At 64.5% G+C, this 23,489-nt stretch carries 20 protein-coding genes and 3 pseudogenes; 12 read left to right on the forward strand and 11 right to left on the reverse strand.

The genetic code is table 11. From position 1 onward, the window contains the following. Window positions 1–99 precede the first annotated feature (99 nt). Genes D1F64_RS24600 through D1F64_RS12325 form a run of 3 tightly spaced genes read right to left on the reverse strand, consistent with a single transcriptional unit; the run spans window position 100 to window position 2,738 of the window. The gene (locus D1F64_RS24600) at window positions 100–480 is read right to left on the reverse strand and encodes a molybdopterin cofactor-binding domain-containing protein (protein WP_248304443.1); all 381 of its coding nucleotides are present in this window, start codon (window positions 478–480) and stop codon (window positions 100–102) included. Next, complete coding sequence (locus D1F64_RS12320; protein WP_248304444.1) at window positions 369–2,261, reverse strand: molybdopterin cofactor-binding domain-containing protein; 1,893 nt, start codon at window positions 2,259–2,261, stop codon at window positions 369–371. Before D1F64_RS12320 ends, D1F64_RS24600 begins: the two co-directional genes overlap by 112 nt. Window positions 2,262–2,264: 3 nt before the next feature. Further along, on the reverse strand, window positions 2,265–2,738 hold the full coding sequence (locus D1F64_RS12325) for a (2Fe-2S)-binding protein (RefSeq protein WP_162901513.1): 474 nt from the start codon (window positions 2,736–2,738) through the stop codon (window positions 2,265–2,267). A gap of 172 nt (window positions 2,739–2,910) precedes the next feature. Here D1F64_RS12325 and D1F64_RS12330 point away from each other — a divergent pair, with 172 nt between their 5' ends. Further along, window positions 2,911–3,840, forward strand: a complete 930-nt coding sequence (locus D1F64_RS12330; protein WP_117412694.1) for a LysR family transcriptional regulator — start codon at window positions 2,911–2,913, stop codon at window positions 3,838–3,840. Continuing rightward, the gene (locus D1F64_RS12335) at window positions 3,840–4,379 is read left to right on the forward strand and encodes a DUF1697 domain-containing protein (RefSeq protein ID WP_117412695.1); all 540 of its coding nucleotides are present in this window, start codon (window positions 3,840–3,842) and stop codon (window positions 4,377–4,379) included. Before D1F64_RS12330 ends, D1F64_RS12335 begins: the two co-directional genes overlap by 1 nt. 57 nt (window positions 4,380–4,436) lie before the next feature. Here D1F64_RS12335 and gmk read toward each other — a convergent pair whose 3' ends face one another. The 7 genes and pseudogenes from gmk to fabD form a co-directional block, all read right to left on the reverse strand. Next, window positions 4,437–5,081: a guanylate kinase gene (gmk, locus tag D1F64_RS12340; protein WP_117412696.1), complete on the reverse strand. Its 645-nt coding sequence runs from the start codon at window positions 5,079–5,081 to the stop codon at window positions 4,437–4,439. A 7-nt stretch (window positions 5,082–5,088) separates the two neighbouring features. Next, a complete protein-coding gene (locus tag D1F64_RS12345; protein WP_248304445.1) occupies window positions 5,089–5,982 on the reverse strand; it encodes a YicC/YloC family endoribonuclease in 894 nt (297 codons plus the stop codon). A gap of 153 nt (window positions 5,983–6,135) precedes the next feature. Then, entirely contained in the window at window positions 6,136–7,323 is a 1,188-nt protein-coding gene (gene mltG / locus D1F64_RS12350; RefSeq protein ID WP_117412697.1) for an endolytic transglycosylase MltG, read from the reverse strand. 222 nt (window positions 7,324–7,545) lie between these two features. Continuing rightward, window positions 7,546–8,811, reverse strand: a complete 1,266-nt coding sequence (gene fabF, locus D1F64_RS12355) for a beta-ketoacyl-ACP synthase II (RefSeq protein WP_117414576.1) — start codon at window positions 8,809–8,811, stop codon at window positions 7,546–7,548. A gap of 56 nt (window positions 8,812–8,867) precedes the next feature. Then, window positions 8,868–9,104 (reverse strand): acyl carrier protein, encoded by a 237-nt coding sequence (locus D1F64_RS12360; RefSeq protein WP_117412698.1) that lies wholly within the window; start codon window positions 9,102–9,104, stop codon window positions 8,868–8,870. 276 nt (window positions 9,105–9,380) lie between these two features. Next, window positions 9,381–10,118: a 3-oxoacyl-[acyl-carrier-protein] reductase gene (gene fabG / locus D1F64_RS12365; RefSeq protein ID WP_117412699.1), complete on the reverse strand. Its 738-nt coding sequence runs from the start codon at window positions 10,116–10,118 to the stop codon at window positions 9,381–9,383. Between the two features lie 97 nt (window positions 10,119–10,215). After that, window positions 10,216–11,159 (reverse strand): annotated as a pseudogene (gene fabD / locus D1F64_RS12370) (ACP S-malonyltransferase). 392 nt (window positions 11,160–11,551) lie between these two features. Here fabD and rpsF point away from each other — a divergent pair. The 10 genes and pseudogenes from rpsF to D1F64_RS12420 all read left to right on the forward strand — a co-directional run bounded on the left by rpsF (window position 11,552) and on the right by D1F64_RS12420 (window position 22,008). Then, on the forward strand, window positions 11,552–12,010 hold the full coding sequence (gene rpsF, locus D1F64_RS12375; RefSeq protein ID WP_117412700.1) for a 30S ribosomal protein S6: 459 nt from the start codon (window positions 11,552–11,554) through the stop codon (window positions 12,008–12,010). Further along, on the forward strand, window positions 12,010–12,258 hold the full coding sequence (rpsR, locus tag D1F64_RS12380) for a 30S ribosomal protein S18 (RefSeq protein ID WP_117412701.1): 249 nt from the start codon (window positions 12,010–12,012) through the stop codon (window positions 12,256–12,258). The genes rpsF and rpsR overlap by 1 nt, the downstream gene beginning before the upstream one ends. Before the next feature lie 187 nt (window positions 12,259–12,445). After that, complete coding sequence (gene rplI, locus D1F64_RS12385) at window positions 12,446–13,045, forward strand: 50S ribosomal protein L9 (protein WP_117412702.1); 600 nt, start codon at window positions 12,446–12,448, stop codon at window positions 13,043–13,045. Window positions 13,046–13,257: 212 nt separating this feature from the next. Continuing rightward, window positions 13,258–14,529: a cyclopropane-fatty-acyl-phospholipid synthase family protein gene (locus D1F64_RS12390; RefSeq protein ID WP_117412703.1), complete on the forward strand. Its 1,272-nt coding sequence runs from the start codon at window positions 13,258–13,260 to the stop codon at window positions 14,527–14,529. 232 nt (window positions 14,530–14,761) lie between these two features. Continuing rightward, complete coding sequence (locus D1F64_RS12395) at window positions 14,762–16,246, forward strand: replicative DNA helicase (RefSeq protein ID WP_117412704.1); 1,485 nt, start codon at window positions 14,762–14,764, stop codon at window positions 16,244–16,246. Window positions 16,247–16,248: 2 nt separating this feature from the next. Further along, window positions 16,249–17,429, forward strand: a pseudogene (alr, locus tag D1F64_RS12400) (alanine racemase). Next, window positions 17,429–18,861 (forward strand): annotated as a pseudogene (gene radA / locus D1F64_RS12405) (DNA repair protein RadA). Before alr ends, radA begins: the two co-directional pseudogenes overlap by 1 nt. A 204-nt stretch (window positions 18,862–19,065) precedes the next feature. Beyond that, entirely contained in the window at window positions 19,066–19,704 is a 639-nt protein-coding gene (locus tag D1F64_RS12410; RefSeq protein ID WP_117412705.1) for a CvpA family protein, read from the forward strand. Between the two features lie 55 nt (window positions 19,705–19,759). Beyond that, window positions 19,760–21,268, forward strand: a complete 1,509-nt coding sequence (gene purF, locus D1F64_RS12415) for an amidophosphoribosyltransferase (RefSeq protein WP_117412706.1) — start codon at window positions 19,760–19,762, stop codon at window positions 21,266–21,268. Then, the gene (locus tag D1F64_RS12420) at window positions 21,268–22,008 is read left to right on the forward strand and encodes an SDR family NAD(P)-dependent oxidoreductase (protein ID WP_205470452.1); all 741 of its coding nucleotides are present in this window, start codon (window positions 21,268–21,270) and stop codon (window positions 22,006–22,008) included. The genes purF and D1F64_RS12420 overlap by 1 nt, the downstream gene beginning before the upstream one ends. 68 nt (window positions 22,009–22,076) lie before the next feature. Here the strand turns inward: D1F64_RS12420 and der are convergent, their stop codons facing one another. After that, window positions 22,077–23,489 (reverse strand): ribosome biogenesis GTPase Der, encoded by a 1,413-nt coding sequence (der, locus tag D1F64_RS12425; RefSeq protein WP_117412708.1) that lies wholly within the window; start codon window positions 23,487–23,489, stop codon window positions 22,077–22,079.

Raw genomic sequence — 23,489 nt, forward strand, 5'->3', positions numbered from 1 at the left:
CGGTTTCACAATGGACCGATCATGGTTCTGTTCGCGCGGACACATGAAAAAGCCCGCCGCGCTTGCGCGCGACGGGCCCTTGCGGTCGGGAGACCCGGATCAGGCGAAGCTGACGCCGTTTTCCGAGAGCGGCAGCCTGGTCACGAGCGTGCCCGTGGCGTTCTCGATCGCCAGCGCCAGGGCCGGTCCCGCGGGCGGCACACCGGGTTCGCCGATGCCCGTAGGCGCTTCCGCGCTTGCCACGATATGCACCTCAACCGGCGGCGTATCGGACATGCGGATCGGCTCGTAATCGGGGAAGTTCGACTGATTGACCACGCCGCCATCCAGGGTGATGGCATCGCGCATGACCGCACCGAGCGCAAACGTCACGCCGCCTTCCACCTGGGCGCGGATAACGTCCGGATTGATGGCGATGCCGCAATCCACCGCGGCGACCACGCGTTCGATCCTGATCGCGCCGTCGGCGTCGCTGGACACCTCGACAACCTCGGCCACATAGCTGTTGAAGCTCTCGTGCACAGCGATGCCCTGCCCCAGCCTTCCGGCAGCGGCTTGGACCAGTCCGCCTTCTCCGCCGCCAGCTTGAGCACATTGGCGTGGCGCGGATGATGCGCCAGCAGCTCCAGCCGGAAGTCGACCGGGTCACGGCCCGCTTCGCGCGCCAACCTGTCGATCATGATCTCGGTGGAGAACGCGGTATGCGTGCTGCCGACCGAGCGCCACCAAAGCACCGGCACCGGCGAGGCCGCGGTCTTCAGTTCCACCGCAAGATTGGGGATCGCATAGGGCAGGTTGGATGCGCCCTCCACCGACGTGCCGTCGATCCCGTCCTTGACCATGAATTTCTCCATGATCGTGCCCGACATGATCGACTGGCCGACGATTCGGTGCCGCCAGGCGACCGGCTTGCCTTCCTCATCCAGGCCCGCCTCGATGCGATGGACATAGAGCGGCCGGTAGTATCCGCCCTTGATGTCGTCCTCGCGGGTCCAGACGAGCTTGACCGGCGTCGCCGTCCCGATCGCCTTGGCCGCCATGGCGGCTTCCGCCATGTAGTCCGCGGTGGGCGTGGCGCGGCGCCCAAAGCTGCCGCCGGCATACTGGGTGTGGATCTGAACCTGTTCCGGCTTCAGCCCCAGAACATGGGCGACGACATTCTGCTCCACGGTCTGGAACTGCGCTCCGGCCCAGATTTCCGCGCCATTCTCATCATATTTGAGAACGCAGTTGAGGGGCTCCATCGGCGCGTGCGCCAGATAGGGAAAGCGGAAATCGGCCGACACGGTCTTTGCCGACTTCGCGAACGCGTCCGCCGCATCGCCTTCGGTGCGCGCGGTCAGCCCCTGCTCATCGAGCATCGCTTCGTACTCGGCGTACATCTCGTCGGTGCCGCGGGTTTCCGCCTTGCTGTCATCCCATTCGATGCTCAGCGCATTGCGGCCCTTGATCGCCGCCCAGGTCGACTTGGCGTAGACCACGACGCCCGAAGCCGCCGTCTTCACGTCGATCACGCCGTTGACCGCCCGCGCGGCGCTGTCGTCGACGGATGCCACGGTCGCGCCGAAGCGTTGCGGCCGCGCGATGACCGCGTAGACCATGCCGTCGATCTTCACGTCGAGAGCAAAGGTGGCGGTGCCGTCGGTCTTGGCGGCGGAATCCTTGCGCGGAATCGTCTGGCCGATCAGCGTGAAGGCTTCGGGCTGCTTCAGCGGCAGGTCCTCCGCCGCATCAAGGCTCGCGGCACGGGCAACGAGCGCGCCGAAGGGCGCGGATTTGCCGGATGAAGAATGCGCCACAACGCCTTTTGCGACCGTGATTTCCGACGCCGGAACGCCCCAGTCGGATGCGGCCGCGCGCACCAATAGGTCGCGGGCCGCGGCTCCCGCCTTGCGATAGTCGAGATAGGACGAGGCCATGGCGGTGGAGCCGCCCGTGCCCTGCATCCCGAAGGCGGGGTTTTTGTATTTGGTGACATCGGCCGGCGCCTGTTCGGTCACCACCTGATCCCAGTCGGCGTCAAGCTCCTCGGCGACCAGCGTCGCAAATCCGGTGGTGGTGCCCTGCCCCATCTCGAAATTCCGGGCAATGACGGTGACCGTGTTGTCGGCCGCAATCTTCACGAACGGATTGGGCACGAGGTCCGCGTCGGTCGCGGCGATGGCCGAACCATCGGCACGAATACCGACGACGAGCGCCAGCCCGAGCGCGGCGCTGCCGCCCAGGAACTGGCGGCGGGACGGATTGATGTGAAGTGTCATGGCTTAGCCCTCCAGCGTCGCGGACGCTTTGAGAATAGCGGCGCGGATGCGCCCATAGGTGCCGCAGCGGCAGACGTTGCCGTCCATATAGTCGGTGATATCCTCGTCGCTCGGCTTGGCGTTCTCGCTCAGCAGGCCGATGGCCTGCATAATCTGGCCCGACTGGCAGTAGCCGCATTGCACCACGTCCAGTTCGCGCCAGGCGTCACGCACCGCTGTGGCGACCCGTTCCGTAGAGTCCGGCGCTGTCAGATGCTCGATGGTGGTGATCTCGACGCCTGCGGCATCTTCCAGCGCGAACTGGCATGACCGCGTCGGCGTTCCGTCGACATGCACCGTGCAGGCGCCACAGGAAGCGATCCCGCAGCCGAATTTGGTCCCCGTGAGCCCAAGCTCGTCACGCAGAACCCACAACATGGGCGTATCGCCGTCGGCATCCACCTGATGCTCGGTTCCATTGATTTTGACAGTAAACATAATCGTTCCCTCGCGCGTCTGCGCCGGCGCCGCCAAGGACACCAGCGCGTGATTTGCAAAAATGCGCAGGGAGGGCCGTCCGTCCGGTCCTTCTCCCGAATAGAGAAATGGGACGCTGGCGGGATTAGTGAATATCCGATAATTGTAATGCACCATTAAGCGGAGCTTATGAATGCAGCGGAACGCCTTTGACGGCCTGACCATGTTCCTCGTGGTGGCGCAGCACCGCAGCTTTTCCATCGCCGCCGCGCGGCTCGGCGTGTCTGCGCCCGCCGTCAGCCAGAGCATCCGGCAACTGGAGGAACGGCTTGGGACGCCGCTGTTCCACCGCACCACGCGCAGCGTCAAGCTGACCGAGGCCGGGCAGCGGCTTGTGGAGCGCGCGGCCCCTGCGGCGGCCGAGATCGTCGAGGCGCTGGATCTCGTGCAGGATCAGGCGGACCGCCCAGCCGGCCGCCTGCGGGTGACCATGCCGCGGATTGCCGGCAGCTACCTGATCGAGCCGATCATGGCGGACTTCCACGCCGCCTACCCAGACATCGAGCTGGAGATCTCCCTCGACGACAAGCTGGTGGACATCGTCGAGACCGGTTTTGACGCGGGCATCCGCCTCGGCTCGATGATCGACGCGGATATGGTCGCGGTCCGGCTGACCGGCACCAAGACACCGGTGATCGTCGGTACACCGGGCTACTTCCAGCGATACGGCAGGCCAGAGCGGATCGAGGATCTGGCCCGGCACAAGTGCCTGGGTATCCGCCTGATGAGCAGCGGCGGCCTCTATCGCTGGGAGTTCATGCGCGATGGGAAGGCCGTCGAGATCGCCGTCAACGGCCCACTCATCGTCAATGACGTCAGCCTGATCCTGCGCGGCGCGCTCGACGGCATTGGCCTTGCCTATCTCTATCGCTCGCTGGTCAGCGAGGCGCTTGCCGACGGCCGGCTCATCTCGGTCCTCGACGAATTCTGCGAGGAAGAGCCAGGGCTCTACATGTATTTCCCCAACCGCGCGACGATCGCTCCGAAGCTGCGGGTCTTCGTCGACTTCGTCAAGGCCCGCGCCCGCGCGCTCGAACGCGCCAAGAAGGCGGCATCGTTGTGATGCGCTGCGTCGCGTTATTGCGGGCCGTCAACGTCGGCAGTGCCAACCAGATCGCCATGAAGCCGCTGTGCGCCCGGCTTGCAGAGCACGGCTTTGGGCCCGTGACGAGCCACCTGCGCAGCGGCAATCTGACGGTATCCGCTGACGGTGGCGCCTCGGCGCATGAGGCGGAAATCGAACGGCTGATCCGCGACGGCTTCGGCCTCGACGTCGCGGTGATGCTGCGCACGGCCGCCGAATGGCGCGGCCTCATCGGCGCCAACCCATTCAGGCGGGAAGCGGCGGCCGATCCCGCGAAGATGCAGCTCGGTGTCCTGAAATCAGCGGTCTCGCGGGAGGCTTTCGAGACGCTTCGCGAAGGCTATGCCGGCCCCGAAAGACTGGAACTCGGCGACCGCGCACTGTTCATGGTCTATCCCGACGGCATGGGCCGATCGAAGCTGACCACCCGGCGGATTGAAACGGCGCTTGGCACCGAGATCACCGTGCGCAACTGGAACACGGTTGAAAAGCTCAGGCAGATGACCGAGGCCGGCTGAAGGTACCCCGACGGAGCCGGCGACACGTCATCGCTGTCAGGGCCGCAAATTGTGCGTCTACCGTTCCGCCTTCAGCCGCTCGATGAACTGGCCCAGGCCGACGGACCGCTCGCGGCGCAGGCGTTCGGCCGCAAGGATGCTTTCAACCTTGTGGAATGTTTCGTCGAGGTTGTCATTGATCAGCACGTAATCGTACTCGTCCCAGTGATCGATTTCCTCATGGGCGTTCTCAAGCCGCTCGGCGATCACCGCGTCGCTGTCCTCGGCGCGGCGTTCGAGGCGCGCGCGCAACTCCGCCATCGACGGCGGCAGGATGAAGACAGAGACCACGTCGACCCGCGCCGCCTCGCTGAGCTGCTGGGTTCCCTGGTAGTCGATGTCGAAGAGCACGTCGCGACCGTCGGCCAGCGCGTCCTCGACCGGGCCACAGGGCGTGCCGTAGAAATTGCCGTGCACAACCGCCCATTCAAGCAGTTCGTTCTGGTCCCGAAGTGCCTGGAACTGCCGAACCGAAATGAACTTGTAGTGCACGCCGTCGATCTCGCTGGGCCGCCGCTCGCGCGTCGTGACCGAGACCGACAGAACAATCTCAGGATCCTTCAGCAGCGCCCGTGAAATGGTCGACTTGCCAGCGCCCGATGGCGAGGAAAGCACGAACATCAGGCCGCGCCGCGCGGTTCCCGCCTTGGTATCGCTGGTCATGAGACGCCTACTCCAAATTCTGTATCTGCTCGCGCAACCGGTCGACCACGGCTTTAAGCTCGAGGCCGATCGCGGTCAGATCCTTGTCGTTGGACTTGGAGCACAAAGTGTTGGTTTCGCGGTTGAATTCCTGCGCGAGGAAGTCGAGCTTGCGGCCCACAGCGCCGCCGCCGTCGAGCAACGCACGGGCCGCCTCCACATGCGCCGCCAGCCGGTCCAGTTCCTCGCGGATGTCCGCCTTGGTCGCCAGCAACACCGCTTCCTGGTGCAACCGCTGCGGGTCAAAGTCGGAGAAATGATCGGTCAGGCCGCGCACCTGCGCCTCGAGCCGCGCCAGGATCGCCTGGGGCTGATGCGCCGGACAGCGCTCGGCTTCTTCGGTCAGCGCGGCGATCCGGTCGACGTGGCCGCGCAGAACCTCGGCAATCGCCGCGCCCTCGCGCGCCCGCATCGCCACCAGTCCGTCCAGCGCCTCGTCAAAGCTCGCGAGCGCCGCCTGCCTCTGGGCGTCCCGTTCCTCTTCGGTGTCGCTGATCTCCTGAACGTCCAGAACGCCGCGAAAGGCGAGGATCCCGTCGAGCGTCGGGGGCGACGCCTGGATGCGCTCGCCAACCGCGCGCATCGCCGCAATGACGCTTTCCAGAACCTGCTCGTTGACCACCAGCGCGCTCTGGCCCGCCTCACGCTGCACCGTCAATGTCACCGAAATGTTGCCGCGCACCAGCTTCTCGCCAAAGCGCTTGCGAAGGGGAACCTCAAGCGAGTCGAAGCCGTTCGGCAAGCGCAGGCGGATATCCAGTCCCTTGCCGTTCACCGAGCGCAGTTCCCATGTCCAGCGGACCGCGCCATGGGCGCCATCGGTGCGGGCGAATCCCGTCATGCTGGCGAGCGGTCGGGTCATGCGCGGAGTTTCCCATATGTCTGGCGGCCCTGCCCCGGCGCCGGATCGGATGCAAGAATTGGCGGCGAGCTTATCGTCGCGCCCGGGCAGGCTCAAGCAGCACTGGCGAAACACTTGGGGACGCTTGCGCGTTTCGCCGCCTCGGCTTCGGCGTCACTCGCCGGGCGACGCGTTGCCGCTGGCTGCCTCTTCGTCGGCCTTCTTCTGGGCCTCATGATTGGCGCGTTCCACCTCACGCCAGCGCTTCACGTTGCGATTGTGCTGGTCCAGCGTCTCGGCGAAGACATGCCCGCCGGTGCCGTCCGCGACGAAGAAGAAATCCTTGGTGCGCGAGGGATTGGCGACCGCTTCCATGGCCTTGCGCCCCGGGTTGGCGATCGGCCCGGGCGGCAGGCCCTGGATCTGGTAGGTGTTGTAGCGGTTGGGCGCGTTCTTCTCGCTACGCAGGATGCTGCGCGATCGCTGCCACGCCTTGCCGCCATAAAGCCCATAGATGATCGTCGGATCGGACTCCAGCTTCCAGCCGCTCTGCAGCCGGTTGACGAACACTCCGGCGACACGCGGGCGCTCGTCGGCCTTGCCGGTTTCCTTCTCGACGATGGACGCCAGGATCACCAGTTCCTCCGGCGTCTTCACCGGCAGATTGTCGTCGCGTCGTTCCCAAATCTCCTTGAGTGCGGCATCCTGGGCCCTGCGCATTTTCTCGATCATTTCGGCCCGGGTCATGCCGCGGGTGAAATTGTAGGTCTCCGGCAGCAGCGCGCCTTCCGGCGGGACCTCGCGCAGTTCGCCGATCAGGATCGGATCCTCGTTGAGCCGCTCGACGATCTGGGCGCTGGTCCAGCCTTCGGGAATCGTCACGGAATGAAACACCGCCTTGCCCTGCACCATCATCTGCATCGCCTCGCGCATGGAGATATGCGCCGGGAACAGATATTCGCCCGCCTGCAGGCGCGGCGCCATCTTGTAGGCGCGCACGGCGCCCTCAAAAATCCATGGCCGCTCGATGACGCCCTGGCGCTCGAGCACACGCGCTATGGCGCTCAGGCTGGCTCCGGAGGGAATGATGATGGTGCGGTCCTGGGCGAGCGGACCTTCGCGGTCGAACTCGATTTTGCCCCAGTAGATCAGGCCGCCGAGCACGACCATCGTCAGAATGGTGAGCGTTAACAGGAAGTTGATGAACACCACGACAGGATTGCGCACGTGACGCGAGCGCGCCGGCGGACCGGGAACATTGTCTGGCTGAATGGCCTCGCGCGGGCTCTTGGGAGCCACCCGCGGCGGTGCGGCGGCTTCGTCGTCGTTGCTCGCTTTGGCGGCTTGATCCGTGTCCTGCATGGTGCTCGCAGTCGTTCCGTCTTGAAGTCGATGAGCGGTTCCTGTGCCGCCCGCCGATGTGCCTGATGAATATGGCGAAACCGCGAGAGTCGGCGTCAAAACGCAAGCCACGGTACCAGCCTCCGCCGGTCGCCGAAAGAAGTTTCGGCAGCGGCCGAGGCTTGGAGCCATCGCATCCGCGTTCAGGCGAACCCGCCGGAACGCAAACCGGGGTGTGGACTGCTAGTCGGTCACGCGGCGGAACACCAGCGAAGCGTTCGTGCCGCCGAAACCGAAGGAGTTCGACAAGGCGATGTCGATCTGCTTCGGCTTCGCTGTGTGTGGCACCAGATCAATCTCGGTTTCGACCGACGGATTGTCGAGATTGATCGTCGGCGGCGCGACATTGTCGCGAATGGCGAGAACCGAGAAAATCGTTTCGACCGCGCCGGCGGCACCCAGCAGATGGCCGATCGACGATTTGGTCGAGGACATTGTCAGCTTGGAGACCGCATCGCCCATCAGGCGGGTCACGGCGCGCAATTCGATCTCGTCACCCAAAGGTGTGGATGTGCCGTGCGCGTTGACATAGTCGATCTGGGACGGCTCGATGCCGGCGCGATTCAGTGCCGCGGACATGCAGCGGAACGCGCCGTCGCCGTCTTCGGCGGGTGCGGTGATATGATAGGCATCGCCCGAGAGACCGTAGCCGATGACCTCGGCATAGATCTTCGCGCCGCGCGCCTTGGCGTGTTCGTATTCTTCAAGAACGACAACGCCGGCGCCCTCGCCCATGACGAAACCGTCGCGGTCCTTGTCATAGGGGCGCGAACCGCGGGCTGGATCGTCGTTGAAACCGGTCGACAGCGCGCGGCAGGCGGCGAAGCCCGCAAGCGCCAATCGTCCAATCGGGGATTCCGCACCGCCTGCGACCATCACGTCAGCGTCGCCGTAGCCGATCAGCCGCGCGGCGTCGCCCACGGCGTGGGCGCCGGTGGAGCATGCCGTTACCACGGCGTGGTTCGGGCCCTTGAGTCCGTGCCGGATGGACACATGACCCGACGCCAGATTGATCAGACGGCCCGGAATGAAAAATGGGCTGATGCGGCGCGGCCCCTTTTCCTTGAGGGTATGCGCCGCTTCCTCGATGCCCAGGAGACCACCGATTCCGGACCCGATGAGGACGCCGGTACGAATTTGATCTTCGTATTCCTCCGGCTTCCAGTTCGCATCGGCCAGAGCCTCGTCGGCCGCGGCAACAGCGTAGATGATGAAATCATCGACCTTGCGCTGTTCCTTGACCGGCATGATGGCGTCGGGATTGAACGTCCCGTCGGTGCCGTCGCCACGAGGAACTTCGCACGCAATCTGACACGCGAGATCCGAAACCTCGCATGATTCGACTTTTGCGGCTCCGCTCCGCCCTTCCAGGATTCGTGACCAGGTGGCCTCCACGCCGTTTGCAAGCGGCGAGACCATACCCAAACCAGTGACGACGACACGCCTCATGACAACCATTCCCGGTGCGCCCGGACACAATCCGTGCGCCCGACCTTGTATTATTGTTATGCAGAGTTCTTTTCGAGAAAGCTGACGGCGTCGCCAACCGTCTGGATCGTCTCGGCGGCATCGTCGGGGATTTCGACGCCGAACTCTTCTTCAAAAGCCATGACCAGCTCAACGTTGTCGAGGCTGTCGGCGCCAAGATCGTCGATGAAGCTGGCGTTGTCGGTCACTTTCTCGGCTTCAACGCCGAGATGCTCGATGACGATCTTCTTAACCCGTTCCGCGATATCGCTCATTTTGGAATTCCTTGGTGGTCTTCAAGATACATGTTTAGCGGATGATCCCCGACTTAGGAAATCAGAAGTGTACGTTCCAGACCCGTGTGTGTGAGACCCGATGACGGTGCATCCATTGCGCTCATTCACCGGACCGACTTGCCTCTGGCGCAGTCCAACATTGGTCCCGTTGATTGGCCGGCGGGTTGGTACCATACTTTCCCAACCTTGACCAGTCGCGCAAGGCCGGCCTGACACGGTGTCCGGCGGCCCCTTGAGATTGGAGGATTTCTCCAATCATATCATTGCCATGCCCCCATTCACATGCAACGTCTGGCCGGTCACATACGCGGCCTCGTTGCTGGCGAGATAGACGACGGCGGCAGCGATTTCGTCGCTCGATCCGAGACGCCCGGCAGGCACGCTCTTCAGAATCGTTTCACGCTGCTTCTCGTTCAGCACATCGGTCATCGCGGTTTCGATGAAGCCGGGCGCGACCGCGTTCGCGGTGATGTTGCGCGAGGAGACCTCGCGGGCGATCGATTTGGTCATGCCGATCAGGCCCGCCTTGGCCGCGGAATAATTGACCTGACCGGGATTGCCGGTAACGCCAACCACCGAGGTGATGTTGATGATGCGGCCGTGGCGGCGCTTCATCATGCCCTTGATCGCCGAGCGCGACAGACGGAACACCGACGTCAGGTCGACTTCGAGCACCTGGTCCCAATCCTCGTCCTTCATCCGCATGAACAGGTTGTCGCGGGTGATGCCGGCATTGTTGACCAGAATATCCAGCCCGCCCATGGCCGTCTCGGCCGCTGGCACGAGGCCGTCCACATCGGCGCGGTCGGCGAGATTCGCGGATACCACATGCACGCGGTCACCGAGATCCGCGGCCAGCGCTTCCAGCTTCTCCACACGGGTGCCCGACAGGGTCACCGTGGCGCCGCGCCCGTGCAGCGCCCGCGCGATGGCCTCGCCGATGCCGCCGGTCGCGCCGGTTACCAGCGCTGTCTTTCCCGTCAAATCAAACATGGACTTTCCTCTTGAGTAGGTATCGGAGCCCGATTGCACTATCGGGCGGTCCGCTGTGGCGCCCCCGCGCAAGACGCGCCGCGCACGGGAGCCCGCGTCAGCCGCCAATTCGCTGCATCAGCGCGTCAATATCATCCGGGCCGTTCACAGCCGCCGAATCAAGATCCTTTGCGATGCGGCGGACCATGCCGGACAGAACCTTGCCGGCGCCCAGCTCGACCACCGTGCCGACCCCGTTTTCCGCAAGCCACGTGACGCTCTCGCGCCAACGCACCGTGCCGGTGACCTGCTCCACTAGCCGCTTGCGGATCTCGGCCGGATCCTCGATCGGCCGGGCCAGCACATTACACACCAGCGGCACCATCGGCGCCGTCAGGTCGATACCCGCCAGCGCCTCGGCCATGGCGTCGGCGGCCGGGGCCATCAGCGAGCAATGGAACGGTGCGGACACGGGAAGCAGAATCGCGCGGCGCGCGCCCTTCGTCTTGGCGATCTCCAACGCGCGCTCGACCGCCGCCCTGTGGCCCGAAATCACCACCTGGCCGGGAGCATTGTCATTGGCCGCCTCGCACACGTCGCCCTGCGCGGCTTCAGCCGCAACCTCGGCCGCGGCCTCCATGTCGAGCCCCAGAAGCGCCGCCATGGCGCCCTGCCCCACCGGCACGGCCTCCTGCATCGCCTGTCCGCGAATGCGCAGCAGCCGCGCGGCGTCGGAAACGCTGAAGCTGCCGGCTGCGGCGAGCGCGGAATATTCACCCAGCGAATGCCCGGCGACGAAAGAAACAGAGGCCTTGAGATCCAGCCCGCGGGCTTCCAGCACCCGCATGGCCGCCAGGCTCACCGCCATCAGCGCCGGCTGCGCGTTCGCCGTCAGCGTCAGCGCATCCTCCGGACCATCCCACATGATGCCGCTCAGCGATTGCCCAGAGCGTCATCGACTTCCTGAAACACGGCGCGCGCCTCGGGGAACGCGTCGGCGAGCGCCTTGCCCATGCCGACGGCCTGGCTGCCCTGGCCGGGAAATGTGAATGCGATGGTCATGCGCTTGTCTGGCCCGTTTTGGCGTTTCCGGATCCCGGTCTTGCGCCGGGGATGCGTGTCATGGCTCCAAGATGGCTCTTGGCGGCATCGCGCGTTATGAGCCGTCCACGTGCGCCGCTGTCAAGACCTCAGCGCGAATATCATCGCGACTATCAATAGGAAATCGCCATTTTGCGGTTGAACTTGCGCGCCAATGCCGTATAGAAGCGCCTTCTGTCGATACCCGGCCGGTGGCTGAACGGAAGGCTTTTGCCGACGCGCGAGCGTTTGCATGGGCAGGATCCACAAGGATCCGACTTCTTGTGTCTCCGCTCTCAAAGACAATCTCCAGGGCCTTTCTCATGGCTTTGAAGAGGCTTCGCGCCGGGGCGACGTCATATGGAAAGGCAAACATGGCCCTCTACGAACACGTGTTCATGGCACGCCAGGACGTCTCGCCGCAGCAGGTCGAGCAACTGGTCGAGCAGTACAAGACGCTTCTCAGCGAAAACGGCGGATCCGTCGGCAAGGTCGAGACCTGGGGTCTGCGCACGCTGACCTACCGGATCAAGAAGAACCGCAAGGCGCATTACACGCTGATGAACATCGACGCCCCGCACGCCGCGGTCGCGGAGATGGAACGTCAGATGCGCCTCAACGAAGACATCCTGCGCTTTCTGACGCTTCGTGTCGAAGCACACGAGGAAGAGCAGTCCGCGATGATGCAGAAGCGCGATCGCGATGACCGTCGCCGTCGCGAACGCGGCGATCGTCCTGGTGGCGACCGTCCCGATCGCGGTGATCGTCCGGACCGCGGTGACCGCGGCCCGCGCCGCCACGACAACGACGCACCCAGCGGGGAGACGAACTAATGGTCGATATCGCACAACTGCCGACTCGCCGCCCGTTCTTCCGTCGCCGGAAGACCTGCCCGTTCTCTGGCGCGAACTCGCCGGCGATCGATTACAAGGACATCAAGCTGCTGCAGCGCTACGTGTCCGAGCGCGGCAAGATCGTGCCGAGCCGCATCACGGCGGTTTCCGCGAAGAAGCAGCGTGAACTGGCTCGCGCCATCAAGCGCGCCCGCTTCCTCGGCCTGCTGCCGTTCATCATCAAGTAAGCATCCGGCGGGGCTCTGCCCCGCTGTTTGCATTCCCGTCCCGATCCTCCCGGATCGGCGGGACGCACTCAGGCCGGCGGCACACAGGCGCCGGCCCCGATTGAGACAGAGCCGGATTCGTCCGTGACCTGCCTCTAACCGCCACGGGCAGCCGCCCGGCGGGACAGACGGTACAAGGACCAGACCAATGCAAGTTATTCTTCTCGAGCGCGTCGCCAAACTCGGCCAGATGGGCGAAACCGTCCGCGTGCGCGATGGCTATGCACGCAACTTCCTGTTGCCGCAGGGCAAGGCTCTGCGCGCCACCAAGGCGAACAACGAGCGCTTTGAAAGCCAGCGTGTGCAGCTTGAGGCGCGCAATCTCGAACGTCGCCAGGAAGCCGAAGGCGTTGCCACCAAGCTCGACGGCCTGGGCATCACCATCATCCGCTCGGCCGGCGAAACCGGTCAGCTGTACGGCTCGGTGTCCACCCGCGACATCTCGGAAAACCTGGATGCGGCCGGATTCTCCGTGACCCGCAGCCAGGTCGATCTGTCGACCCCGATCAAGACCATCGGCGTGACGGGCGTTATCGTACGCCTGCATCCGGAAGTCGAAGTCACCGTCAACGTCAACGTGGCGCGTTCCGCGGACGAAGCCGAGCGCCAGGCGCGCGGCGAAGACCTGACGCAGCGCGATCACGACACATTCGAATTCGAGCCCGAAGACGAAGATGAAGACGGCGCGGACGGCGAAGTCGATCTTGAAATTGAAGCATCGGTTGAAGAAGAAGCTGAAGAGAGCTGATTTTACTCAACTCGCTTTGTGAAATTGAAGACGGCGCCCAACTGGGTGCCGTCTTTTTTTGTGCCCCCGCGCACCGCCGCACTTGTGCTCGCGGAGCGGCATGCTTGACCGGAGCCTGCTTTCGCGCCACCATTTCTTGGTAATGATGACAACGTCTTTTTTTCTACCGCCCCGCCTCCTCCCGGCGCGCGGCGCTGATCAGGAGATGAGCGATGGCGAAATTTGTGGCTGACAACTTCGAGCGCGTGATCCGCCGCGGTCAGCTCCGCGTTCAATTCGCGTCGGCCGGTGGTGGAGAGCAGCCCGTCATCCAGACCTTCGGCGATGGAACCGGAAAGCCGGTCGCCATCCGCTTCAATGATCAGGCGGCGCAATGGAAGCTGTTGCTCAATCCCGAATACCAGGCCGGCGATCTCTTCATGCACGGCCGCATCGACGTTCTCCAGGGCAGCATCTACGATTTCCTCGCCGTCGTGCTGCAGAACACCAAGGGCCTGCCCGTTTATTGGTGGATGCGTCTGCTGAACGCCATCCGCATCGCTACCCGGCGGCTGCGTCAGCGCAACACGCTTGTCCGGTCCCGCAAGAACGTCGCGCATCACTATGATCTCGACGGAAGCCTGTATCGCCTGTTCCTCGATTCCGACTGCCAGTATTCCTGCGCCTATTTCGAGCGGCCCGGCGACAACCTGGAAACCGCGCAACTGGCAAAGAAGCGCCACCTGGCTGCGAAACTTGCCCTGAAATCCGGCCAGAAGGTGCTCGACATCGGCTCCGGCTGGGGTGGCCTTGGCCTCTACCTCGCCGAGATTGGCGGTGTTGACGTCACCGGCCTGACGCTGTCGACCGAGCAGCACCAGGTGTCGAACGCCCGGGCGCATGAACTGGGACTGGACGGTCAGGCCCGCTTCAAGCTGCAGGACTACCGCGCAACAAAGGGACCTTTTGACAGGATCGTCTCCGTCGGCATGTTCGAACACGTCGGCATCGGCAACTTCGACGCGTATTTCAACACCTGCCGCGACCTGCTTGAGCCCGATGGCGTGATGATCCTGCATTCCATCGGCCGCATGGACGGACCCGGAGCGACCAACCCGTGGATTGATCGCTATATCTTCCCCGGCGGCTACATCCCGGCCCTGTCCGAGGTCCTGCTGGCGATCGAGCGCGCGGGTCTAAAGGTCACCGACATCGAGATCCTCCGTCTGCACTACGCCGAGACGCTGAGGGCATGGCGGGAACGCTTCATGGCGCGGCGCGACGAAGCCGAGGCGCTTTATGACGAACAGTTCTGCCGGATGTGGGAATTTTATCTCGCGGCGTCCGAGACCGCCTTTCGCTTTCAGAACATGATGGTCTTCCAGATCCAGCTGGTGCGGGATCAGGAGGCGCTGCCGCTGACCCGCGCCTATATAGCGGAGGCCGAGGAGGAACTGCGCCGGCGCGAGAACGGCATCCACAGGCTGCGCCTGGCGGGCGAATAACCTCAGCCGGCAAAGCGCTGAATTCGGCTCCGAGAGGATCCTGTTTTGGGAACAAACCGGCGCCATCGCCACATTTTAGCCGACCCCGAGAGTCAAGGTCGAGGGACAGTTTTTCCCCGTGACTCTCATGATTCGGAAATGAATATCGTCCCCATCGACTTTGTTGCCGATCGAGGCTTCCGGGAGGCTGTCTCCGACGTTAACCGGTGGTAACGTCTCTTGGGGAACGACGATGAACACGAGCGCACCGAAAATCGTGCCGGCGACACCGGCAACCCGCATGGCGCCGCACAACGCGGAAGCCGAACGACAGCTGCTGGGCGCGATTCTCGTCAACAACGAGACCTATTACCGGGTTTCGGACTTCCTCGACCCCGAGCACTTCCTGCTGCCGCCGCACCAGGAAATCTATGAGATGGTCGGCAAGCTGGTGCGCGCCGGCAAGATCGCCTCCCCGATCACCTTGAAGACGTTTTTCGGCTCGGACGCGAAGATCGCGGACCTCTCCGCCACCCAATACCTGCTGCGGCTCGCCGCCGACGCCACCGCCGTGATCAACGTCGAGGACTACGGCCGTACGATCTATGATCTGGCCGTCCGCCGGAACCTGATCCGCATCGGTGAGGACATGGTCAACATCGCGTTCGACGCGCCGATCGACATGCCGCCGAGCGCCCAGATCGATGACGCGGAACGCCGCCTGTTCGCGCTGGCGGAAACCGGCAGTGCCAGCGCCGGCTTCACGACGTTCGGTGATGCGCTCGCTGCGACCATCGACATGGCTGCCGCCGCCTACCAGCGCGAGGGCCATCTGTCGGGTCTGTCGAGCGGCCTGCGTGGCGTCGACACGCAGATGGGCGGCTTGCAGCATTCCGATCTGATCGTGCTCGCCGGGCGCCCCGCCATGGGCAAGACATCGCTGGCCACCAACATCGCCTACAATGTGGCGTCCGCCTACCGCGCCGAGGAACAGCCGGACGGCTCGATGAAAACGGTCGATGGAGGCATCGTCGGGTTCTTCTCGCTCGAAATGTCGGCCGAACAGCTCGCCACCCGTATCATTTCCGAGCAGACCGAAATCTCGTCGAGCAAGATCCGTCGCGGCGACATCTCCGACGCGGATTTCGAGAAACTCGTCGCCGCCTCCCAGCACATGCAGACCGTGCCGCTCTACGTCGATCAGACCGGCGGCATCTCGATCGCCAACCTGGTTTCGCGCGCCCGGCGGCTCAAGCGCCAACGCGGCCTCGACCTGCTGATCGTCGACTATATCCAGCTCCTGTCAGGGTCCGGCAACAGCAACTCCAACCGTGTGCAGGAGATCACGGAAATCACCACCGGGCTCAAGGCGCTGGCCAAGGAGCTTAATGTCCCGATCATCGCCCTCTCCCAGCTCTCCCGTCAGGTCGAGAGCCGCGACGACAAGCGCCCGCAGCTCTCCGACTTGCGTGAATCGGGCTCCATCGAGCAGGACGCCGACGTGGTGATGTTCGTGTTCCGGGAGGAATACTATCTGTCCAAGACCGAGCCGCGCGAAGGCACCGACGAGTATTTCGCCTGGCAGGCGGACATGGAGCGGCTGCGCGGCCGCGCCGAGCTGATCGTCGCCAAGCAACGGCACGGCCCGACCGGCACCATTGACCTGCTGTTCCAGGGCGAGTTCACGCGCTTCTCCGACCTCGCAGAGGACGACCATTTGCCCGAGCGCATGGAATAGCGATGACCCGCCCCGAGTCGCGCCATCTGGCTGGAACGCCGCCGACGTCCGGTCCGCGGGACGCATTGGCCGGAGGGCGCCTGACCGTCGATCTGGGTGCCCTTGCGGACAACTGGCGCACCCTGCGCGACCGGCTGCACGGTGCGTCATGCGGCGCGGCTGTGAAGGGCGATGCGTACGGCATCGGTCTTGAGGCCGCGGCCGTCACCCTGAGCGAGGCCGGGTGCGAAACGTTTTTCGTGGCTCTTCCCGACGAAGCCCTGCAAGTGCGCGCGATCCTGCCCGATGCGGCAATTCACGTGCTCGATGGGCTGTTTCCGGGCGCCGCGGGTGATTATGCCGCCGCCAATCTGATTCCGGTTCTCGGCTCCATGCCGGAAATAACGGAATGGGCCGCCTTCTGCGCCGCCCAAGACCAGCGGCTTTCCGCGACGATCCACATCGATACCGGCATGAACCGCCTCGGCCTTCGGCTGGACGAGGCGCGCGCGCTCGCTGAGGACGCGGCCACCCTGTCCACATTCCACACCGTGCTGCTCATGAGCCATCTCACCTGCGCGGGCGACGCCGCGCATCCGCTCAATGCGATGCAACTGGCGCGGTTCCGCGAGATCACCGGCCTGTTTCCCGGCATTCCGCGGTCGCTGGCCAATTCCGCGGGGATCTTTCTCGGTCCGGAGTATCATTTCGACATCGCCCGCCCGGGAATCGCGCTTTACGGCGGTGAAGCGGTCGACGACACGCCCAATCCCATGCGGCCGGTGGCAACGCTCGAGGCGCGCGTCCTCATGCTGCGCGACGCCCTTGCCGGAGAAAGCGTCGGCTATGGTGCCGCCGAGGTGTTGGCACGGCCGGCGCGGCTGGCGATTCTCGGTACGGGCTACGCGGACGGCTACAACCGCCTGGCGGGCAATGGCGGCGGCACCCCCGCGGCGCAGGCCTGGATCGGCGGCCATTTCGCGCCGCTCGTCGGCCGCGTCTCGATGGACCTGATCGCCATTGACGTCACCGACGTGCCGGCCCATCTGTGTGAACGTGGAGCCTGGGTGGAACTCTTCGGCCCCATGTTTCGGTTGATAGCGTCGCGGCTTGCGCGCAAACCATCGGATACGAATTGCTGACCTCGCTCGGGCGGCGCTATACCCGCAGCTATATTTCCGCTCCAACATCCGGACACCCCTGATGGCCAAACGCACCAGCCGCTTCGTCTGCCAGAGTTGCGGGTCCGTGACCGGCAAATGGGCCGGACGCTGCGACGACTGCGGCGAATGGAACTCGATCCAGGAAGAGCAGGATCAGTCCGGCATCGGCGCGGGTCCCGCCAAGTCGCGCCGCGCCTCGGGCCGCGTCGTGCCGCTCGTGGGCCTTGTGGGTGAAAACAAGACGCCGCCGCGCATCATGACCGGCATAGCAGAATTCGACCGGGTGACCGGCGGTGGGCTGGTGCGTGGTTCGGCCCTGCTCGTGGGAGGCGATCCGGGCATCGGCAAGTCGACGATCCTGATCCAGGCCGCCGCCGCGCTGGCCCGCGCCGGTCACCGCGCCGTCTATGTCTCGGGCGAGGAAGCCATCGACCAGGTGCGCTTGCGCGCCGAGCGCCTCGGCCTTTCCGATGCTCCGGTCGCACTGGCGGCGGAAACCAGCGTCGAGGATATTTTGGCGACGATGGAGGCAGGCCCCGCGCCCGCCCTGCTGATTGTGGACTCCGTGCAGACCTTGTGGACCGATCAGGCGGAATCCGCGCCCGGCACCGTCACCCAGGTGCGCGCATCCGCCCAAGCCATGGTCCGCTACGCCAAGAACTCCGGCGCCTGTGTGATCATCGTCGGCCACGTCACCAAGGACGGGCAGATCGCCGGACCCCGGGTGGTCGAGCACATGGTTGACGCCGTTCTCTATTTCGAGGGCGACGGCATGCACCAGTACCGCATCCTGCGCTCGGTGAAGAACCGCTTCGGCCCGACCGACGAGATCGGCGTTTTCGAGATGACCGGCGCCGGCCTGGGCGAAGTCGCCAACCCCTCGGCGATGTTTCTGGGGGAACGCAGCGGCACCAGCCCCGGCGCCGCCGTCTTCGCCGGGCTTGAGGGCACAAGGCCGCTGCTGATCGAGATCCAGGCGCTTGTCGCCCCTCGCCGCTGGGCACGCCGCGGCGCGCGGTCGTCGGCTGGGATTCGAGCCGCCTGTCGATGATCCTGGCGGTGCTGGAATCGCGCTGCGGCGTTCGTTTTGCCCAGCATGATGTGTATCTCAATGTCGCCGGGGGCTTGCGCGTCAACGAGCCCGGCGCGGACATGGCCGTCGCTGCAGCCCTGGTCTCGTCGTTGAGCGGGGTTGCCCTGCCGCTCGATAGCGTCTATTTCGGCGAGATCAGTCTGTCGGGAGCACTACGGCCGGTGGCCCAGGCGCCGGTCAGGCTCAAGGAGGCGCAGAAGCTCGGCTTCACCCAGGCCTTTGTGCCGCAAGCCAATATCAAGACCACGGATCGCGCGACGAGCGATCTGACGATCCGCGGACTTGCGGAACTTGGCGAGATGGTTGCCGAAATCGCAGCCGGCAATCCGGCGGCGCCATCGGGCGGCGAGGTCGCCGACCGGCAGATCGCAAGCGGATAACCGAAATCGAACGGATGATATCGTTCCAATAACGTGGTATCGAGACCTGAATCGTCCGCCGACCTGACGCACTCGACCGATCGGGCCGGCATCGCCTGATCGATGAAACAGTTTCAGGATCGATACTTTGAGCCTGTTTTCGCCGCCCTCCCGTATCCTCGGGTCGCCAACGGAACAGGCTTTAGCGCCGGAGCATGGCACGCAATGCCGATTACTATCCTTGATGGAATCCTGATCGCGATCATGCTGATCTCGGCTGTACTCGCCATGATCCGCGGTTTTGTGCGTGAAGTCCTGTCGATCGCCTCCTGGGTGGCCGCCGCCGTCGCCGCCTATCTGTTCTATGGCCAGGTCCTGCCGTTCGCCAAGCAGTACATCTCCAACGAGCACATTGCGCTCGGCGTCTCGGTCGGCTCGGTATTCCTGCTGACGCTGATCATCGTCAGCTATATCACGATGCGGATCTCGGATTTCGTTCTCGACAGCCGCATCGGCGCGCTCGACCGGTCCCTCGGCTTCGTGTTCGGCGCGGTACGCGGACTGCTGCTGGTTGTTGTCGCCATGCTGTTCTTCAACTGGTTCGTGCCCGAAACCAAACAGCCGCAGTGGATCATCACGGCCAAGTCCAAGCCCATGCTGAACTCCATCGGGGAACAGCTCATCGCCGCGCTGCCCGAGGACCCGGAATCGGAACTCTTCAAGCTGCGCAACCGCGGAGCCCCCAAGGAGGATGACGCGGTCGACAACACGCCGCCGGTCACCAGCGACGAAGACGCCAGCTACTCCAATCGCGAGATCAACGGTCTGAATCAGCAGATTGAAGCCTCGCAAAGCGCCAACTAGATACGGATCCGCCGGCGCGGGTTTCACCCGGGCGGCGAAACCCCAGGAAGCCATCATGAGCGGCCAGCCTCCCCTTTCCGCTTCGCCCGCCAGTCATGCCGGTGCGAACGACGGCACGTTTTTCAATCTCGAAGATGACCGCCTGCATGAAGAATGCGGCGTCTTCGGCATTCTCGGCCACGACGATGCGGCGGCCCTGACGGCGCTTGGGCTGCATGCGCTTCAGCATCGCGGACAGGAAGCGGCCGGCATCGTCACGCATGACGACGAACAGTTCCGCGCCGAGCGCCACCTGGGTTTGGTCGGCGACCACTTCTCCTCCGCCGACACCATCGCCCAGCTCAGCGGTCCCAACGCCGTCGGCCACGTGCGCTATTCAACGTCGGGCGAAACCATTCTGCGCAATGTGCAGCCGCTGTTCGCCGAGCTGGAAGGCGGCGGCATCGCCATCTGCCACAACGGCCACTTCACCAACGCGATGACGCTGCGTCGCCAGCTCATCAAGGACGGCGCGATCTGCCAGTCGACATCCGACAGCGAGGTCGTGCTGCAGCTTCTCGCCCGCAGCCGTCAGCCCAAGATCGTCGACCGTTTCATCGAGGCGATCAGCCAGATGGAAGGCGCCTATTCGCTGGTGGCGCTGACCCGCAAGAAGCTGATCGGCGCACGCGATCCCTTCGGCATCCGGCCGCTGGTGCTGGGCGACTTCAACGGCGCGCCCATTCTGGCGTCAGAGACCTGCGCGCTCGACATCATCGGTGCCAAGTTCATCCGCGAAGTGGAGAACGGCGAGGTGATCGTCTGCACCCCGGGCGGCATCGAGTCCTATTTCCCGTTCGGCAAGCGCCCGGCGCGCCCGGACATCTTCGAGTACATCTACTTCTCCAGGCCCGATTCCGTGCTTGGCGGGCACAGCGTCTACGACGTGCGCAAGCGGTTTGGCCGCCAATTAGCGCTGGAAGCCCCCGTCGAAGCCGACGTGATCGTGCCGGTTCCCGATTCCGGTGTGCCCGCGGCGCTCGGTTACTCCCAGGAATCGGGTATTCCGTTCGAGCTTGGCATTATCCGCAATCACTATGTCGGACGCACGTTCATCCAGCCGACCCAGGCAATCCGCACGCTCGGCGTCAAGCTGAAGCATTCGGCCAATCGCAGCCAGATCGAAGGCAAGCGCGTGGTGCTGATCGACGACAGCCTGGTGCGCGGCACCACCTCGGTGAAGATCGTGCAGATGATCCGCGACGCCGGCGCCGCGGAGGTCCACTTCCGTCTCTCGAGCCCGCCGATCCGCTTCTCCGACTACTACGGCATCGACACGCCGGTGCGCGAGAAGCTGCTGGCCGCGAAATACAATCTCGAGGAAATGCGCTCTTATATCGGCGCCGACACGCTGGCGTTCCTGACTGTTGATGGCGTGTACCGCGCCATGGGTCACGACGGCCGCAACGACGCGCAGCCCCAGTATACGGATCACTGCTTCACCGGCGATTATCCCACGCCGCTGACCGATCTTGAGGGCGAGGACGAGGTGCGCAGCCAGCCGCGCCTGGTCGAGGTGCGCTGATGGCGAACCGGTTTGAAGGACGCGTTGCGGTCGTCACCGGCGCATCGCGTGGTATCGGCTATCAGGTCGCCAAGGGGCTGGCGGCCGAAGGTGCGCATGTCGTGGCGATTGCGCGCACGGTCGGCGGGCTGGAGGATCTTGATGACGAGATCCAGGCGGCCGGCGGTTCGACCACCCTCGTCCCGCTCGATCTGACCGACATGGACGCGATCGACCGTCTGGGCGCCGCCATACACGAACGCTGGGGCAAGCTTGACGTGCTGATCGGCAACGCCGGCATTCTGGGTGTGCTGTCACCGCTCGGCCACATCTCGATCAAGGATTGGGACAAGCTGATGGCGGTCAACGTGACCGCCAACTGGCGGCTGATCCGCTCGCTCGACCCGTTGCTGCGCACCTCCGACGCCGGACGCGCCGCCTTCCTGTCATCGGGCGCCGCGCACAAGTGCCGGCCGTTCTGGGGTGGGTATTCGGTCACCAAGGCCGCGCTGGAAGCGCTGGTGCGCACCTATGCGGCGGAGACCGCTTCCGGCACCGTGCGCGCCAATCTTGTCAATCCGGGGCCGATGCGCACCGCCATGCGCGCCAAGGCGATGCCCGGAGAAGATCCGCAGAGCTTGCCGGAACCCGCCGAGCTCGTCGGTCCCCTGCTCGACCTCGTCGCTCCGGACTTCAATGAAACCGGCAAACTCTATGATTTTCCGACAAGAACGCTGATCGAGTACACGTCGATGGTGTGACCGCCACGACGCGGCGCTGAAACGAAAAACGCCATGCCGGGGGACCGGCATGGCGTTGTCATTTCAAATCACTTGATGTTGCGCTTTTTCACCTTGCTGGCGTAAGGGTTCTCGCCCTTGCGCATGCTCAGCCGGATCGGCGTGCCCGGCAGCTTGAAGGTCTCGCGGATGCCGTTGATCAGGTAGCGCAGATAGGCTTCCGGCAACGCTTCGGGGCGCGAGCAGAATGCGATGAAATGCGGCGGCCGCGCCTTGGCCTGGGTAAGGTAGCGCAGTTTCACACGGCGCCCGCCGACGGCCGGAGGCGGATGCCGCGCGAGAACCCCTTCCAGCCAGCGGTTGAGCCGCGCGGTGGAGATGCGCGTGTTCCAGATCCGGTGCGCGGCGACGATCTCTTCCATCAGCTTGTCGAGGCCCTGGCCCGTGCGGCCGGAGATCGGCACCAGGGTCACGCCCCGCACCATGTGCAGCAACCGGTCCGCCTGTTCGCGCATGTCGCGCCACGCCTCGGTGCGGTCCTCGATGAGATCCCACTTGTTGATGGCGATCACCAGCGCGCGGCCCTCGCGTTGGACCAGATCGATGATCTGCAAGTCCTGCTTCTCGAAGGGAATCGTCGCGTCCAGCGTGACGACGACTACCTCGGCGAACTTGATCGCCCGCAGGCCGTCGGCGACGGAGAGCTTTTCGAGCTTTTCCTGCACCCGCGCCTTGCGCCGCATGCCGGCGGTATCGAACATGCGGATGAAATGCTTGCGCCACTTCCAGTCAACGGAGATGGAATCGCGGGTGATCCCCGCTTCCGGGCCCACCAGCAGGCGTTCCTCACCGAGGAAATTGTTGATCAGGGTCGACTTGCCGGCGTTCGGACGCCCGACGATGGCGATCCGCATCGGCCGCTCGGCTGTGCCGGCCTTGTCGGCTTCCTCGTCGCTGTCGCTGTCGGCGTCCGGCGCATCCGGGTCGAACGGATTGTCCAGGCCCAGGGTTTCCAGCGTGCTGCGCAAGGCCTCGTAGAGATCCGCGAGGCCCTCACCGTGTTCGGCTGAAATCGGCACCGGCGCATCGAATCCGAGGGAGAAGGACTCGTAGACGCCGCCCTCGCCCGCCTTGCCTTCCGCCTTGTTGGCGAGAAGGATCACCGGCGTGTCCACCTTGCGCAAGATGTCGGCGAAATACTTGTCCAGCGGGGTAATGCCGGCGCGCGCGTCGACCACGAACAACGCCACGTCCGCGGCGGCGATCGCTTCTTCGGTCTGGGCGCGCATGCGGCCCTCGAGGCTCTCGGCATCCGCCTCTTCGAGACCGGCGGTATCCACCGCGGTGAATTTCAGATCGCCGAGCGTCGCCGCACCCTCGCGCCGGTCGCGGGTCACGCCGGGGGTGTCGTCGACGAGCGCGAGGCGCTTTCCGACCAGCCGATTGAACAGCGTCGACTTGCCGACGTTCGGCCGGCCGACAATGGCTACGGTCGCGTTCAC

Origin of the sequence: Breoghania sp. L-A4, from assembly GCF_003432385.1 — a bacterium.
GTDB lineage: Bacteria > Pseudomonadota > Alphaproteobacteria > Rhizobiales > Stappiaceae > Breoghania.